This is a genomic window from Janthinobacterium sp. TND4EL3 (genome assembly GCF_900156175.1).
In the GTDB taxonomy this organism is placed as follows: domain Bacteria; phylum Pseudomonadota; class Gammaproteobacteria; order Burkholderiales; family Burkholderiaceae_D; genus Janthinobacterium.
On sequence record NZ_FTMV01000013.1, the window covers coordinates 13,797 to 29,815 of the forward strand.

Annotated in this window: 12 protein-coding genes; all 12 read left to right on the plus strand. The window is 64.5% G+C overall.

Annotated features, from left to right (window positions below; all coding sequences use genetic code 11):
- Positions 1 to 29: 29 nt before the first annotated feature.
- The 12 genes from BXA07_RS19310 to BXA07_RS19365 all read left to right on the plus strand — a co-directional run bounded on the left by BXA07_RS19310 (position 30) and on the right by BXA07_RS19365 (position 16,018).
- The gene (locus BXA07_RS19310; protein ID WP_212592339.1) at positions 30 to 890 is read left to right on the plus strand and encodes a substrate-binding periplasmic protein; all 861 of its coding nucleotides are present in this window, start codon (positions 30 to 32) and stop codon (positions 888 to 890) included.
- A gap of 259 nt (positions 891 to 1,149) precedes the next feature.
- Positions 1,150 to 2,832 (plus strand): aspartate-alanine antiporter, encoded by a 1,683-nt coding sequence (aspT, locus tag BXA07_RS19315; RefSeq protein ID WP_076570004.1) that lies wholly within the window; start codon positions 1,150 to 1,152, stop codon positions 2,830 to 2,832.
- Between the two features lie 56 nt (positions 2,833 to 2,888).
- Positions 2,889 to 4,577 carry an aspartate-alanine antiporter gene (gene aspT / locus BXA07_RS19320; RefSeq protein WP_076570006.1) on the plus strand — a complete coding sequence of 563 codons (1,689 nt, stop codon included), beginning with the start codon at positions 2,889 to 2,891 and terminating at the stop codon, positions 4,575 to 4,577.
- A gap of 72 nt (positions 4,578 to 4,649) precedes the next feature.
- A complete protein-coding gene (locus tag BXA07_RS19325) occupies positions 4,650 to 6,263 on the plus strand; it encodes a bifunctional aspartate transaminase/aspartate 4-decarboxylase (RefSeq protein WP_076570008.1) in 1,614 nt (537 codons plus the stop codon).
- 177 nt (positions 6,264 to 6,440) lie between these two features.
- Positions 6,441 to 7,850: a TolC family protein gene (locus BXA07_RS19330; RefSeq protein WP_076570010.1), complete on the plus strand. Its 1,410-nt coding sequence runs from the start codon at positions 6,441 to 6,443 to the stop codon at positions 7,848 to 7,850.
- A gap of 2 nt (positions 7,851 to 7,852) precedes the next feature.
- On the plus strand, positions 7,853 to 8,827 hold the full coding sequence (locus BXA07_RS19335; protein ID WP_076570012.1) for an HlyD family secretion protein: 975 nt from the start codon (positions 7,853 to 7,855) through the stop codon (positions 8,825 to 8,827).
- Between the two features lie 6 nt (positions 8,828 to 8,833).
- Positions 8,834 to 10,015 (plus strand): ABC transporter permease, encoded by a 1,182-nt coding sequence (locus BXA07_RS19340; protein ID WP_076570013.1) that lies wholly within the window; start codon positions 8,834 to 8,836, stop codon positions 10,013 to 10,015.
- Positions 10,012 to 11,163 (plus strand): ABC transporter permease, encoded by a 1,152-nt coding sequence (locus tag BXA07_RS19345; RefSeq protein ID WP_083708419.1) that lies wholly within the window; start codon positions 10,012 to 10,014, stop codon positions 11,161 to 11,163. Before BXA07_RS19340 ends, BXA07_RS19345 begins: the two co-directional genes overlap by 4 nt.
- A 48-nt stretch (positions 11,164 to 11,211) precedes the next feature.
- The gene (locus BXA07_RS19350; RefSeq protein WP_076570017.1) at positions 11,212 to 12,792 is read left to right on the plus strand and encodes an AAA family ATPase; all 1,581 of its coding nucleotides are present in this window, start codon (positions 11,212 to 11,214) and stop codon (positions 12,790 to 12,792) included.
- Between the two features lie 2 nt (positions 12,793 to 12,794).
- Positions 12,795 to 13,262: a hypothetical protein gene (locus BXA07_RS19355; protein WP_139335657.1), complete on the plus strand. Its 468-nt coding sequence runs from the start codon at positions 12,795 to 12,797 to the stop codon at positions 13,260 to 13,262.
- A 9-nt stretch (positions 13,263 to 13,271) separates the two neighbouring features.
- Positions 13,272 to 14,243: a hypothetical protein gene (locus tag BXA07_RS19360; RefSeq protein WP_076570020.1), complete on the plus strand. Its 972-nt coding sequence runs from the start codon at positions 13,272 to 13,274 to the stop codon at positions 14,241 to 14,243.
- Positions 14,240 to 16,018 (plus strand): VWA domain-containing protein, encoded by a 1,779-nt coding sequence (locus BXA07_RS19365; protein ID WP_076570022.1) that lies wholly within the window; start codon positions 14,240 to 14,242, stop codon positions 16,016 to 16,018. Before BXA07_RS19360 ends, BXA07_RS19365 begins: the two co-directional genes overlap by 4 nt.
- Position 16,019: the final 1 nt, after the last annotated feature.

Genomic DNA, 16,019 nt, shown 5'->3' on the forward strand with positions numbered 1-16,019 from the left:
CTGATGAAAGCGCTGGAAAGGAGGGGGCCATGCAGCGCCGCACCCTGCTCATGCTGGCCGGCCTGTGGCCCTTGGGCGCTGCCGCCGGCACGCCGCTGCCGCTCGTGTATCCGCGCCACCAGGCGCTCGATGATCCGCAGCAAGCTTATGTAACAGCCCTGCTGCAGCAGGCATTGGAGCGCTCGGGGCAGGCGTATGCGCTACGCCGTTCCGCCTTGCGCATGGTGCAGACGCGCGCCATGCAGGAGATCGCCACTGCATCGGGCAGCGTGGATGTCGTCTGGGCCATGACGAGCCGCGCGCGCGAAACGCAATTGTTGCCGGTACGCATACCCATCGACCGTGGTCTGATCGGCTGGCGCGTGGCGCTGATCCAGGCGCGCCAGCCGGACCTGCTGCGGGGCGTGCGCAGCATCGCCGCCCTGGCGCGGCTGTCAGCCGGGCAGATGCGCGACTGGCCCGACGCCGCCATCCTGCAGGCAAACGGCTTGCGGCTCGATACCTCGAGCACTTACGAAGGCCTGTTCCAGCAACTGGCGGCGGGCCGCATCGATTACTTTCCCCGTTCCGTGATCGAGGCGCAAGGCGAGCTGGCCAGCCATGCGCGGCTGCCGCTGGCGCTCGACGCCCACCTGGTCATCCGCTACCCGGCCGCGCTGTACTTTTTTGTCGGCAAGCATCGGCCGGAACTGGCAGGCCACATCGAGACCGGGCTGGAAGCGATGCTGGCCGATGGCAGTTTCATGCAGCTGTTCCGGCGCCATTTCGGCCGCATCGAGGCAGGACTGAAACTTTCCCAGCGGCACGTGCTGGACCTGGCCAATCCCGACTTGCCGGAGGAAACGCCGCTGGCGCGCAAGGCACTCTGGTATCGTCCAAAACTTTACTAATGGTTTTATTGATCGGTGTCAAACCACCGCTTCAATCGTGCGCAGGAAGTTTGATGAATCGCAAAGCGAATTCAACAGAACACCTGTTGACACTTATAAAATTTTCACCGAACATGATTCTGCATTACAACATTTTCCCCGACGAAGGCAGCTGAGTTGCCTCTGCGGGTACCCCTGCGCGCGTTTTTCTGCAAGCTGCCGCCAGCCTTGGAACGCCCTGATTTTCTGTAACCATCCGTATCTTTTCGAAAGATTGCCCATGCTCGATTCGATCGCGTCGGTATTGCACCAGGTTCCGGAATTGGCCTTGTTTCTGGCCCTGGCGCTCGGCTATGCGGTAGGGCAGATACGCTTCGGTCCCATCCAGCTGGGCGGCGTGTGCGGCACCCTGATCGCCGCGCTGCTGATCGGCCAGCTGGGCGTCACGCTGGACGCCAGCGTGAAAAACGTTTTCTTCATGCTGTTTATCTTTGCCCTCGGCTATGCGGGCGGCCCGCAGTTCTTCGCCAACCTGAATGCCAAGGGCTTGCGCCTGGGAATCCTGTGCCTGATCGAAGTGGTGGCCGTGCTGGCGCTGGTCTTGCTGGCCACGCGCCTCATGGGCCTGGACCAGGGCACGGCGGCCGGCATGATGGCGGGCGCGGCGACGGAATCGGCCGTCGTCGGCACGGCCACGGACGCCATCTCGAAGCTGGCGCTGCCGGCGGCCCGTATTGCCGAATTGCAGGCCAACGTGGTCACCGCGTATTCGATCACGTATATCTTCGGCCTGATCACCATCGTCATCGTCACCAGCCAGATTTTTCCGCTGTTGTTGCGCATCAACCTGCGCGAGGAAGCCGACAAGCTGTGGGCGAAGATGGGCGGCGCGCAAACCGACGGCGACGGGATGCAGGCGACGCCGGAAATGGTGGGCCGCGCCTACCGCATCAGCCGGGGTGCCGGCCGCCGCCTCGACGCCTTGCAGCATATTTTTGCGGGCCGCGCCAGCATCACGCGCGTGCGCCGGCACGGCAAGGTATTGCCGCTGGAGCCGGCACTGCGCTTGCGCAATAACGACGAAGTGCTGGTGATCGGCCACCGTCCCGCGCTGGTGGCGGCCGAAGCCATCCTGGGCGAGGAATTTGCCGACACGACGGGCTTGAACATGGCCGTTTCCGCCGTCGAAGTGGTGCTGCAGCAAGCCGCGCTGGTCGGCCAGCCCCTGCGCCAGCTGGCCTTGCCTACCGGCGTGCACGTGGCGGCCGTCATCCGTGGCGAGCACAGCATGCCGCCGCTGCCGGACCTGGCCCTGCAGCGCGACGACGTGCTGCGCCTGTATGGCACGACGGAGGGGCGCGAACTGCACGCGGCGCTGGCCGCCATCGGCAAGCGCGTGCCCACGGGCGAGCGCAGCAATATCGTCTACGCCAGCATCGGCATCGTGCTCGGCGTGTACATCGGCGGCTTCAGTGCCAAGCTGGGCGGCATCCCGTTTTCGCTGGGCACGGGCGGCGGCGCCTTGCTGACGGGCCTCGTGTTCGGCTGGTACCAGGCGCGAAAGCCGGGCATGCCGGGCATCCACCCGAGCGCGCTCGACATGATGAAGGATGTCGGCCTGGCCACCTTCATCGCCTGCGTGGGCCTGGCGTCGGGACCGCAGGCAATCGACCTGATCCGCCAGTACGGCCTGTCGCTGCCCTTGATGGGCGTGTTGATCGCCGTCATCCCCGCTTCGATTTCCTTGCTGGTAGGCCACTTTTTCCTGAAGCTGGAAGCGCCCGTGCTGCTGGGTGCCATCGCCGGCCAGCAGTGCAGCACGCCCGCCCTGTCGGCCGTGCAGAACGCGGCCGGCAATTCCACGCCCTTGCTGGGCTACACGATTACCTATGCCATCTCGAATGTGGTGCTGCCCCTGCTGGGACCGCTCATCGTGGCCCTGGCCGGCTCGGTGCACGCATAAGCTGCCCGCAAGGGCGCACGCAGTAAAGAATTCCTTCAACACGAAAGGCGGTCAGCATGGAATGGTTGCACGAGTTATTCAAGAAGTCGCCGGAAATTGCCTTGTTTCTCTCCCTGGCAGTGGGTTACTACATCGGCAAGATCAAGTTCGGCTCGTTCCAGCTGGGCGGGGTCGCCGGTTCACTCCTGGTGGCGGTGCTCGTCAGCCAGGTGGGCGTCGCCATCGATCCTGGCGTCAAATCGGTGCTGTTCGCGCTGTTCATCTACGCGGTCGGCTATGAAAGCGGGCCGCAATTCTTCAATTCCCTGGGCCGCCAGTCCGTGCGCGAAATCATCCTGGCCGTCGTGCTGGCCGTGACGGCGCTGCTGACGGTGGTGATCATGGCCAAGATATTCGGCCTGGACAAGGGCCTGGCGGCCGGCGTGGCGGCGGGCGGCTTGACACAGTCGGCCATCATCGGCACGGCCGGCGACGCGATCACCAAGCTGGGCCTGGCGGCTGACGAAGTGGCGCGCCTGCAGGGCAACGTGGCCGTCGGCTATGCCGTCACCTATGTGTTCGGCTCGTTCGGCGCCATCATCGTCTGCGTCAATATCTTGCCCAAGCTCATGGGGCGCACCATCCGCGAAGATGCGATCAAGGCGGAAACGGCGCTGCAGGCGGGCGTGCAGGTGCTGGGGCCGGGCCAGACGCCGGCCGCGCCCGACCTGATCGGCCGCATTTATGCCGTGGGCCCCGGTGCCGGGCGCTCCGTGGCGGAAATCGAAAGCGCCAACCCGAACACGGCGATTACCATCGAGCGCGTGAAGCGCAACAGCCAGATCATCGACGTCAGCCCGGACCTGGTGCTGGCGGCCGACGACATCGTGCTGCTGGTGGGCCGCCGTGAAGCGATGCTCAGCGTGTCTTCCCAGCTGGGCAAGGAATTGCATGCCGTCGAAGGCATGGAACTGGTGATGCAGCGCCGCGACATGGTGCTGACCAACAAGGCTTACCACAACAAGACGGTGGGTGAAATCCGCAGCGCCACGGCGCCAGGCGTGCGTCACGGCATTTTTGTCGTGCAGCTGAGCCGTATGGGCAAGATCCTGCCCATGCAATCGGAAACCGTGGTGCAGACGGGCGACGTGGTAACCATCTATGGCGCCGAGCAGGACGTCAAGCGCGTGGCGGCCGAAGTGGGCTATATGATCGTGCCGAGCGCCAAGACGGACTTCGTCTACATGGGCGCCGGCCTCGTCGTCGGCCTGCTCGTGGGCTTGCTGGTGGCGCGCATCGGCTCGATTCCGCTGACCCTGGGCAGCGGCGGCGGCGTGCTGCTGTCTGGCCTCGTGTTCGGCTGGTTCCGCGCCAAGCGCCAGACCTTCGGCTACATGCCCAGCGGCGCGGTGCAAATCCTCAAGGACCTGGGCCTGGCCGGCTTCGTTGCCGTCGTCGGCCTTACGTCCGGCCTGCAAGCCGTGCAAACCGTGCGCGAACACGGCCTGACGCTGTTCGGCGTGGGCGTCGTCGTGACCATCCTGCCGATGATTTTGACCATGCTGATCGGCCGTTATATCTTGCGTTATGACAACGTTGCCATCTTTGCCGGCGCCCTGTCCGGCTCGCGCAGCGCCAATCCCGCGTTCGGCGAAGTGCTGAATGCTGCGCAAAACTCGATACCCACCGTTCCCTTTGCCATCACCTATGCCTTGGCCAACGTTTTCCTGACCTTGCTGGGGCCGCTAGTCGTGGCCTTCGTCTGAGTCAGCGAGTATCCGTACTATCCAGGCCGCCCGCACGGGGCCTCCTCACTTGTCTAATAAGGAGTAGCAGAAATGGATTTCAGTAACCCAAGCAAACTCGCCCTGTTGAGCCCCTTCGAACTGAAGGATGCGCTGATCCAGACGGCCAAGCAAAGCAACCGCCTGATGCTGAACGCGGGCCGCGGCAATCCGAATTTCCTGGCGACGACGCCGCGCCACGGCTTCTTCCAGTTCGGCCAGTTCGCCATGACGGAGGCGGAACGTTCCTACGTGTACATGGAGGGCGTGGGCGGCTTCCCCACGCGCGAGGGCATCGAGGCGCGCTTTGAAATCTTCGTGCGCAAGAACGACGGCACGCCCGGCGTCCATTTCATCGAGGCGGCCGTGTCCTACGTGCGCGACCAGCTGGGCCTGAGCGCGGGCGACTTCATCTATGAAATGTGCGAAGCCATCCTCGGCTGTAACTATCCGGTGCCGGACCGCATGCTGCGCCTGTCCGAGAAAATCGTCGGCCAGTATATTCACCGCGAAATGATCGGCGAGCACCCCTTCGTCGGCAATTTCGACATGTATGCGGTCGAAGGCGGCACGGCCGCCATGACCTATCTGTTCGCCAGCCTGAAGTCGAACCACCTCATCCAGGAAGGCGACACGATTGCCCTGGGCATGCCGATCTTCACGCCCTACATCGAGATTCCGCAGCTCAATGATTACAAGCTGAACACGGTGCATATTGACGCGCCACAATCGAACAATTGGCAATTCACAAAGAAAGAGCTGGACAAGCTGCTGGACCCGAAAGTGAAAGCTTTCTTCCTTGTCAACCCCAGCAACCCGCCCTCCGTCAAGATCGATGACGAGACGCTGGACTACATCGCCAAGATCATCAAGAAGCGCCCGGACCTGATCATTTTGACCGATGACGTGTATGGCACCTTCGCCGACAATTTCGTCTCGCTGTTCGCCATCTGCCCGTTCAACACCATCCTCGTGTATTCGTTCTCGAAATACTTCGGTGCAACGGGCTGGCGCATGGGCGTGGTGGCCACGCATGAAAACAATATTCTCGACGACAAGATCGCCAAGTTGCCGGAAACCATCAAGAAGCAGCTCGATGCGCGTTATCACTCGATTACGACGGAACCGCGCCAGCTGAAATTCATCGACCGCCTGGTGGCCGACAGCCGCACCGTGGCGCTGAACCACACGGCCGGCCTGTCCACGCCCGTGCAAGCGCAGATGACCCTGTTCTCGCTGTTCTCACTGATGGACGAGGAGCAAAAGTACAAGCAATCGATGAAACATATCGTGCTGCGCCGCAAGCAGGCGCTGTACCGCGAACTGGGCTTGCCGATGGTGCACGACGCCAATTCCGTGCGCTACTACCATTTGCTGGACATGGAATCCTTGGCCGCGCAAATGCATGGCGAGGAATTCTCGCAGTGGCTGCTGAAAAAACTCAAACCTAACGAAGCGCTGTTCCGCCTCGCCGAGGAAACGGGCGTCATCCTGCTGCCGGGCCGCGGTTTCGGCACGACGCACCCGTCCGGCCGCGTCTCGCTGGCCAACCTGAACGAATACGACTATGCGAATATCGGCCGCGCCATCCGCAGCATGGCGTCCGAGTTCTTTGCCGTGTTTGAAAAGGAAAAGGGCGGCAAGGGCGCCAAGAAAGCGAAAAAATAAGCTTTTTACGCATTGATCGACGGTAACGGGCGCCCCGCAAGCGGCGCCCGTTTTTGTCTGTCAGCTTGCGTAACCAACAGTGCAGGCTGGAATGGACATCCGTGGATATAATTGCTATTGTGAAAGTATAAACATGGCAACCCCGTGCTTTCCCCTCATTCATTGACTGGACGCTACATGGGCAGATTGCAAGGACACTTATCATTATTGCTGGCGAGCGCGCTGGGCGCGGCCATGCCCGCCCTGGCGGAACCGCTGACATTTAACGAGGCGCTGCAGCAGGCCGCCAAGGCTTCGGGCGCCGTGCAGGGCGCCGCGCTCGACGTGCGCGCGAAAACCCTCAAGGCCGAGGCGTTGTCGAATATCGACGGTCCTTCCGTGGACCTGACGGCGTTTCGCGGCCGCCTGTCGACGGACTTGAACATCGATACGAGCGGCTTGTCCGGCGTGGTGGGCGGCATCGAATCCGTGCTGCCATCGATTCCCGGCTTGCCCAAGCCGCAGATTCCCAATTCCCTGAGCCGCGAAGTGGTGACGGACCTGACCTCGTTCGGCTTGCTGGGCATGTGGCCCATCTACACGGGCGGGCGCCTGGACGCCGTCAAGGGGCTTGCATCGAGCCTGACCCTGGCCGCCCAGGCCGAGCGCACGGAAGCGGAAGAGCAGCTGGCCACCCTGGTGGCCCAGCGTTACTTTCAATTGTTGCTGGCCAAGCGCGTGGTGGCCGTGCGGGCCGAAGTGACGGCCGGCGTGACGCAGCACCAGCGCGATGCGGCCCGGCTGGAAAAGGGCGGCCTGATTTCGCGCGCGGAACGCCTGCGTGCCGACGTGGCCCTGGACAGCGCCCGCAGCGACGAGGCGCAGGCGCGCAGCGACGAGGAAATCGCGCAAGTGGCGCTTGACCGTTTGCTCGCCGTCAATACGCAAGTGCTTCCCAGCACGCCCCTGTTCGTCAACAGCTTGCCGGTGGGCACCTTGCAATCGTTCATCAGCACGGGCATGCGCGAAAACGCGAACTGGAAAAAGATCGACAGCAAGCGCGTGCAGGCCGAGCAAGCCTTGAAGCTGCATGGCAAGGAGTACGCGCCCACCGTGTTTGCCATCGGTAATTACAACCTGAATCGCGGCAACGAAAAGCTCGTGCGCTCGAACTGGGCCATCGGCCTCGTCGTGGCCGTGCCGCTCGTGCACCGCATCAACACGGGCAAGATGATCGCCGCCGCCAAGCTCGACCAGGAGCGCGTGGAAGTGGTGGCGCGCCAGGCCGAGCGCGACATTCCCACCCTGATCGAAAAGAACTGGCGCGCGCTGGAAAACGCGCGCATCCAGTACCTGTCCACGGCCTCGTCGGTGGAACTGGCGCGCGAGAATATCCGCTTGCAAACAGTCGCCTTCCAGCAAGGACAGGTGACGTCGCTGGAAGTGGTCGACGCGCGCCTGAACCTGGCCAAGGTCGAGACCCAGCGCGCGCAGACGGCCTATAACTACGTGATGGGGCTGGCGCAATTGCTGGAAGCGACGGGCGAGACGCAGCGCCTGGGCAGCCTGGCCGCCGCGGCCGATATCCAATTACCTGTGGACAAATAATAATGAGCACCTCCAAAAAACCATTGGCCATAGTCGCCGCCATCCTCGTCCTGGGCTTCGTGGGCTGGGGCTTGTACCAGGCGTTCCAGCCGCAGCGCCTGCCCTTACAAGGGCAGATGGATGCGCAGGAAGTCAATGTCTCGTCGAAAGTGCCGGGCAGGGTGGGCCAGCTGTACGTCAAGCTGGGCCAGACGGTGCCGAAAGGCGAGCTGCTGTTCCAGCTGACGAGTCCGGAAGTGGATGCCAAGGTTGCGCAAGCGACGGCCGCCACGCAGGCAGCCGATGCCGTGGCGCAAAAGGCGCAAGCCGGTGCGCGGCCCGAGGAAATTGCCGCCGCGAAAGCCAACTGGGAACGGGCGCAAACGGGCGCCACCATCGCCAAAACGACGTACACCCGCGTCAACAATATGTACGAGCAAGGCGTGATTGCCCAGCAGAAACGCGACGAGGCGCAAGCGCAATGGCGCGCCGCCGACCAGTTGGCGCAAGCGGCACGCGCCCAGTTTGATATGGCGCAAAAGGGTGCCCGTCCCGAAGACAAGACGGCTGCCGCCGCCCAGGCGCGCCAGGTGGGCGCCGTGCTGACGGAAGCGCAGATCGCCCTGGCCGAAACGAAGATCGCCGCGCCAGTGGCCGGGCAGGTCAGCAAGATCCAGATACAGCCGGGCGAGCTGGCGCCGCAAGGTTTCCCCGTGATCACCCTGGTGAACCTCGACGACGCCTGGGCCGTGCTGCAGGTGCGCGAAGATGAAATGGCCGCGTTTGCCATGGGCAGCACGCATACGGCCAATGTGCCGGCCTTGAAGCAGCAAGTGAGCTTCAAGGTCAGTTCCGTGGCCGTGCTGCCCGATTTTGCCACGTGGCGCGCGGCCCGCCCGGGCGGCACGGACTTGCGCACGTTTGAAATCCGGCTGCGCCCTGCCATCAAGGTCGAGGGCTTACGTCCTGGCATGTCGGTCGTGTTTCCACCGCTCTGATACGCGATGAACGAAGCGGATAAGGGCCCGGTGTCTGCGCTGGCGCGCGAGTGGGCGCGGCTGCGCGGCGACTTCTGGGACTTCGGCATGCTCAGCTGGATTCCGGTGGTGCTGTGCGGCATGCTGTGGCTGGTGTTTTCCGCCGGCATCGCGCGCGACTTGCCCATCGTCGTCATCGATAACGACAACTCCACCTTGTCGCGCCAGCTCACGCGCTGGCTCGACGCTTCGCCCGGCATCGCGGTGGCGGCCAAGGTGGCGTCGAGCGACGAAGCCCTGCATCGCTTGCGCGAACGCACGGCGTTCGGCTACCTGCTGATTCCGAACGATTTCGAACAGAAACTGCTGGGCGGCCGGCAAGCCACCGTGCAATGGCTGTACAACGCGCAGTTTTCCTCGCACGCGGGCGCCTTGCTGCGCGACGTGCGCACGGTCAGCACGACCTTGTCGGCCGGCATAGAGATGACGGCGCGCGTGAAGAAGGGCATGTCGGGCGTGCAGGCGGCGGCCCAGTTCGAACCGATACGCACGACACTGAACAGCCTATACAATGAAAACATCAGCTATGAAGCGTTTCTGACGCTGGCTTTGATGCCGGCCATGCTGCAGATTTTCATCGTCGTCGCCGTCGTCACCTCCATCGGACGCGAGTTGCGCGACGGCACGGTGCCGCAATGGCTGGCCTCGGCCAAGGGCAGCTGGCTGCGCGCCGTCGGCGCCAAGCTGCTGTTCCCCCTCATCGCCTACTGCGCGCTGGCGCTGCTGTATCTGCTGTTCTTCAGCCTGGCGCGGGGCTGGGCCGTGGCGGGCAGCTTGCCGGCCTTGCTGCTGAGCATGCTGCTGCTGGTGTTCGCGTATTGCGGCCTGGCCACCTTGCTGATCGCCGCCACCCTGTCATTGCGCCTGGCCCTGTCGGGCGCGGCATTTATTACGGCGCCGGCCTTCGCCTTCGCGGGCCAGGCTTTTCCCCTGATGGCCATGCCGGCGCCGGCGCGGGCCTGGGCGGAAGCCTTGCCGCTCACGCACTATCTGCAATTGCAGACGAAATACTGGCTGGCCGGCGCGCCGTGGCGTTATGGCGTGCAGGAAATGCTGATCTTGGCCGGCTTTGCCATCGGCTGCGGCGCCGTGGGCGTATTCCTGCTGGCGCGCCGCGCGCATGCGCCGGCGGCATGGGGCCGCACATGATGTGGCAATCCTTCCTCGCCACCTGGCGCGCCATGCTGACGGACAAGGGCGCGCTGACCTTGCTGTTTATCGGCGGCATCATCTATTCCTTCTTCTATCCGCTGCCATACTCGACGGAAATCGTCCAGCGCGTGCCCGTGGCCGTCGTCGACCAGGACCGCAGCGCCATGTCGCGCCAGCTGACGCGCTTTGCCATGGCCCATCCGTCGCTGGACGTGATCGCCGTCACGCCGGACCTGTCCGTCGCGCAGGATTTATTGTGGCGCGACAAGGTCATGGGCGTCTTGATCCTGCCCGACGGTTTGCAGACGGACGTGCTGGCCGGCCGCGCCGCCCATGCGCAGGTGGCCGGCAATGGCTTGTACTTGATGCTCAACAAGGTGGCCTTGAACGGCCTGGCGGAAGTGGTGGGCACGGTGTCGGCCGGGATCGAGCTCAAGCGTTTGGGCGCCGGCACGCCATCCACCATCCAGGCCAACCAGCAGCGCTCGCCCATCGCCTTTGACGCCGTGCCCCTGTTTAACGTCAAGGAAGGCTATGGCGCCTATGTCGTGCCAGGAGTGGCTACTCTTATTGTGCAGCAGACATTGCTGATCGGCATGACCATGCTGTTCGGTACCTGGTATCAGCGCAAGACTTTCCCCGTGGCAGGCCGGCGCACGGCCGGTGGCTACTTGGGCATGTTGCTGGCGTTTGCCTGCGTGGCCTTCCTCAACTGCTGCTATTTCTTCGGCTTCGTCTTCTGGTTCCAGGATTACCCCCGTGGCGGCAACTTCGGCGGCATGCTCTTGCTGCTGGTGCTGTTCTCGCTGGCGGAAGCGGCGTTCGGCATGCTGCTGGGCATGCTGTTCCGCACGCGCGAACGGGGCACGCAGCTGATGATCGCCACGTCGATGCCCGTGCTCTTCCTCGCGGGCCTGACCTGGCCCGTCTCGTCCATGCCCGTCGTGCTGCAATGGCTGCGCTGGCTGCTGCCGTCCACGGCCGGCATCCAGGGTTTTGTCGCGCTAAATCAAATGGGCGCCTCGCTGTATGAAATCCGCCATGAAGTGGCGGGCTTGCTGGCCTTGCTGCTGGCCTGCGTGGCGCTGGGCTGGTGGCGCTGGCGCAAGCTGGACGAAACCGTTGTCGATTTGAACAAGGCGTAATGGGAACGATATGCAATAATTTCATTTCCCTCACGTTGTCTGTACATTATGTCAGCCTTTAATTTGTTCCAGCGCCTGTCGCAAGCCCCCACCAAGCCCAAGGCCGCGCCCGCCGCGCGGCAGTTCGACGTGGCGGACCTGTACCAGGGACCCATCGCGCTGGGCGCGGAAGGCGAGGCGCAAGCGCGGCCTTTCGATGAAAAGCTGCGTCAGGCATATTTCTGGATCGTCAACCACGCCATCATCAGCCCCCATTACGATATCGAATACAACGATGGCCCATCGCAGACGTATTCCGTGGGCGACAGCCGCCGTACCCTGAATTTACCGTCGGCGCAAAGCTATTCCAGTTTTATTTTGCTGCCCCTGCTGACCTTTGCCACGCGCCGCAAATGCCTGTTCGTCGGCGGGCCGGGGCGGGGCAAGACGGCCAGCGCCTTGCTGATGGGCGTGTTGGCCGGTTCCACCGTCAAGGAGGTGAAACGCGCCATGCAGCATGGCCACCCTCAGATGACGGTGGCCGATTTGCTGGGCAATCCGCTGCCCGCGGACTTGGTCAACGCGCAAAGCATGGACGATATCCGCATCGCCTGGCGCGCCTGGCTGGGCATGCGCGTGAAGATCGTCGATGAATACAACCGCATCCCCACGCGCACGCAAAGCGCGCTGCTCACCGTCATGGGCGACAATTACGCGGAAGTGCTGAACCATATCTATGAATGCCCGGAAGCGGCCTGGTATCTGACGGCCAACGACGACCAGGGGGGCGGCACCTACCAGGTGATCGAGGCGCTGCGCGACCGGGTCGACGTGACGGTGCAGGCGCTGGCCTTCAATCCGCGCTTCCTGAACGAGCTGCTGCTGCGCGTGGAAGAAAACGTGCGTCCCGAAGAGCTGGTGCCGCCCGATATCATCTTCACGGAAGGGGAGGTCGACCAGATAGTCTCGGCGATCCGCCAGGTAGCCGTGCCCGACGCCGTGCGCCGGCGCCTGGAATTCTTTGCCAGCCAGTTCGAACTCTTCGAGACGGCCGGCGGCCAGTTCGAATACATGACCAAGGATACGGCCCGCCTAGCGGGCGCCGACCGGGGTGCCGCGCAGGCGGCCGACAATGGGCGCGACCGCTTGAAGGATCTCGGTTGCCAGACTTTGAACGGCATCTCCGTGCGCACCCTGATGGCGCTCCTGATCTACGCCAAGGCCATGGCATATTTTCGCGGCAATGGCGAGGTGGCACTGGAAGACTTGCGCCAGGTGCTGCCCTTCGTCCTGCATAACAAGCTGCAGCCGGACCCGGACGCGCCGTTTTTCGCGCTGCCGGAAAACGCCGCCTACCGCAGCGACAGATTGGGCTGGCTGCGCCGCCTGTTCGACCTGTCGAACGATGAATTCAACCGCCTGGACCTGGACCGCGACGATCCCGTTGGCGCGCTGTCGGCCGAATTCGACCTGGGCCTTGACGGCATCAGCGAGCGCGAAACGCTGGCGCGCCTGAACCGCATCGAAAAGCTGATCGGCGAACGCACGAAAGGGCGCAAGCTGTACGGCCCCCTGTACGACGATTTGCTCAAGCTCAAATACCTGCATCAGCGCTATACCAATTACCGCAGCTGGCTGCGTTCGCAATGAGCGTGCCGCACTGTCAAGGCTTCCTGGAAGCGCTGGCCATGCTCAATGGCGAAGCGAGCGACCTGTGCGCCAGCTACGAATTATCACGCCTGCCAGACGCGCCCGATATGGAAACGGCGCTGGGCTTGCGCGTCGAGGATTATGCCTTGCACGTCATCGAGCCCGCACGCGACTTGCCGGCCCCCTTGTGGCAGATCAAGCTGGCGCCGTGCGGACGCGCGCAGCTGGAACAAGTGTGCCAGCGCTGGTTTTTCTCGTCGCGGCACATGCAGGCGGCGCCGCCGGCACGCTTCCGCGCGCAGCTGGTGGCCGCCTTCCTCGCATCGCTCGACGAGGCGCTGGGCGGTTTTTCGCCGTACGCCGTGACGATGACGCCGCCCTCCGGTTTCTGGTACGCGATCCACTGGGACGAGATCGCGTTCGAACTGGGCGATGAACGCTATCTGCTGCACTTTTCGCACAGCGACTGAGGTGCAACGATGATCTCTCCTGCCTTTGCGGCGATCCTTGCCGGCGGCCGCGCCCAGTTCAATGCGCGCGCGGCGGAAGCGCGCCGGCGCTTTCCCGCGCTCGACTTGGCCGCCTTTGGCGCTTTCTTGCGCGACTGCGTCGATCCGCTGGTGGTCGCCGTGGCCGCCGCCGCGCCCGAGCGGGCGGGCGGCGCGACCCTGGCCGCCTACGACATGGCCCTGGAACTGGTGGGCCATGGCCTGGCCGGTCCGGCGGCGAAAAACCCGTTCTTGAATACCGTCTGGCGCGAGCTGGCGCCGCAGCTTTCTACGCTGCTGGCGACGGCGCCCATCGACGTGCTGGGCATGCTCAGCAACGCCGCCGTCCACATCGCCTCCGTGGCGGGCGCGCGTCCCGCGCAGTGGCAGCGCGAGCTGGCCGCCCTGGCGCCGAAGATCGCCTCCGTGACGCAGCTGCGCACCGTGGGCCAGGTGCTGGCATGGCGCGCCGGCGTCGCGCATTTCCGCTTGGGTGCGCTGGCCGCCGCCGATACCTTGCCGCCCGCGCTGGCGCTGGCCGCCTTTGGCGAACCCGGTGCGTCATGGCCGCAGGTGCATGCGCAGTTGCTGGGCAATCCCTGGCGCGGCAATGCGGAGGGCAGGGAGTTCGGCAGCTTCACAGGCCTCGGTGGCGACTTCGGCACGCCGCCGCAGGTGCGCGCTGCGGCGGATGGTTTTATCGTGCGCAGCGCCGAGCGCCATTACCTGCTGGTGGCCGACGCCTATGGCGCCGTGCTGCACAGCGCCACGGCGCCGGAGTTCGAGCAGGCGCAAACGGGCGCGCCGGCGTCCGTGCGTCTCGACGGGGCGACCCTGCATATCGGCGCGCGCCGCATCGAACTCGATGTGCCGGCCGGCGACATCGCCATCGCCGCCAATGCGCATACGGTCGCCGTCACGTCGCCATGGACGCACGCGATCCGCCTGCTGCCGCTCGCATGAAGAACGATGCCGACACAGCGCTGATCGAGGCCTGGCGCGCCGCCTGGCCCGCGGCCCTGGCCGTGTGGAGCAAGTTTACGCGCCTGCGCGACCCCAGCCTGTGCGCCAGCCGCGTCGAGGCCAGCAAGCAGGGGCTGTCCGGCAGCTTCGCCATGATCCGCCTGCTGGACCAGAGCGTCGTGGTGGACTTGCCGCTGGTGACGGAACTGGGGCTGGACGGCTATGCGCTGGAAATCCTCGCCCATGAAATCGGCCACCACATCCTCGCGCCGGGCAGCGCGAGCGACCAGTTCCGCCTGCTGGCGCGCATGCGCCGCGCCTTGCCCACCCTGGAGCAGCATGCGCCCATGGTGGCCAACCTGTACACGGACCTGTTCATCAACGACCGCCTGCAGCGCCAGGCAAACCTGCGCATGGCCGACATCTACCGCAAGCTGCAGCAGGGGCGCACGGCGCAAGCGGACGCCAAGAGCGGCGGCGTGTGGACTTTGTACATGCGCATCTATGAAAACCTGTGGCAGCTGGAAAAGGGTGAGCTGGGCGGAGCAGGGGCTGAGAACGAGGCCGACGAGCGCCTGGACACGGATGCCTGGCTGGGCGCGCGCCTGATACGCGTGTACGCGAACGACTGGATGCTGGCGGCGGGCCGCTTCGCCACCCTGCTGCTGCCCTACCTGGTCGACGATACGGACGCCCTGGGCCCCAGCCGCTATCTGCAGGACACGCGCGACGCGGCCCGGGGCTGCCAGACGTATGGCGCGCAGCAGATCGAGGATGACGAGGAGGGCGGCGCCATCCACCCCGTGCACGACAAGCGCGTCTCGGGCCTCGATGGCGAGGAACCGCAAGGCGAGGCGCCGGCCAGGCAGGGCGGCGGCCAGCTGCGCGAACCGTTCGAGCTGGGCGATATTCTGAAGGCCTCGGGCATCGACCTGAGCGACCATGAGATCGCCATCCGCTACTACCGCGAGCGGGCCTTGCCGCACCTGGTGGCGTTTCCCTGCCGCCCCGCGCCCGAGTCGCAGGAGCCGCAGATGGAAGGGCTGGAAGCGTGGGAAATCGGCGATCCGCTGGAAGACATCGACTGGCTGCAGTCCGTGATGCAGTCGCCGCGCCCCGTGCCGGGCGTAACCACCGTGCGCCGCGTGTACGGCCGCGAGCCGGCGCGCGCCATCGACGCCGTGCCCGTCGACCTGGACATGTACGTGGACAGTTCCGGCTCCATGCCGAACCCGCAGGCGCACACCTCGTTTTTGACACTGGCCGGCGCCGTCATCGCCCTGTCCGCCCTGCGCGCCGGCGCGAAAGTCCAGGTGACCCTGTGGAGCGGCAAGAACCAGGTAATGCAGACGCCCGGCTTCGTGCGCGATGAAGACCTGATCCTGGGCGTGCTGACGGAATTTTTTGGCGGCGGCACCTGTTTCCCCATCCATTGTCTGCGCAAGACCTATGCGGCCAGGCGCGAACGGCCCGCGCACATCCTGATGATTTCCGACGATGGCATCACCACCATGTTCGACAAGGATGAACTGGGCAACAGCGGCTGGGATATCTCGGCGAAAGCGCTGACCCAGGGCGGCGCTGGCGGCACCATGGCCCTGAACCTGGCGCGCGACTGGGAGGGCGCGGCAAGCCACAAGTGGCTGCAGCAGACCTACGATGATTTAAAGCGCGCGCGCCGCGAGCAGGGCTGGGATATCCATGCCGTCGAGCGCTATGAGGACTTGCTGGACTTTGCGCGGGCGTTCAGCCGGCGCCACTATATACAACCATGAC